This window comes from Flavobacterium cheongpyeongense (assembly GCF_003202435.1).
Taxonomy (GTDB): domain Bacteria; phylum Bacteroidota; class Bacteroidia; order Flavobacteriales; family Flavobacteriaceae; genus Flavobacterium; species Flavobacterium cheongpyeongense.
In genome coordinates this window covers 1-398 of record NZ_QJHK01000059.1, presented here as the reverse complement: position 1 = coordinate 398, position 398 = coordinate 1, and the positions used below count along the sequence as shown (strand labels likewise).

The 398-nt window shown below is 37.7% G+C and carries 1 pseudogene; it reads left to right on the top strand.

From position 1 onward, the window contains the following. Positions 1 to 398: pseudogene (locus tag DMB65_RS22265) on the top strand (hypothetical protein); the annotation flags it as partial.

Genomic DNA, 398 nt, shown 5'->3' with positions numbered 1-398 from the left:
TTTGTCACCTAATACCCGTTGGGACAAATACCTTTCTTATACAGGAGCTGTTTGGAAAGAAGAGTTGAGTTCAGGTGTAATGCAGCCAGGTATCGGTTATATCATTCGTGTTCCTGAACCGAATGTATTATACCCTAACGGAGAGTTTTGGAACACGGCGAGCTATGTTCAGAATCTTTCATTTACCGGTAAACCCAACAATGGAAACATTACCAGCAGCCAGTATATGGATAAAGATAAATATTACCTGATTGGAAACCCTTATCCTTCAGCTATAAATGCAGATGATTTTTTGTATGGTAATGCCAATAATAGTAATATCTTAGGCGGAACAGTGTATTTCTGGACGCACAATACGGCTATTAAATTAGTCAATTCTAAATATGCTTATGTTTCAG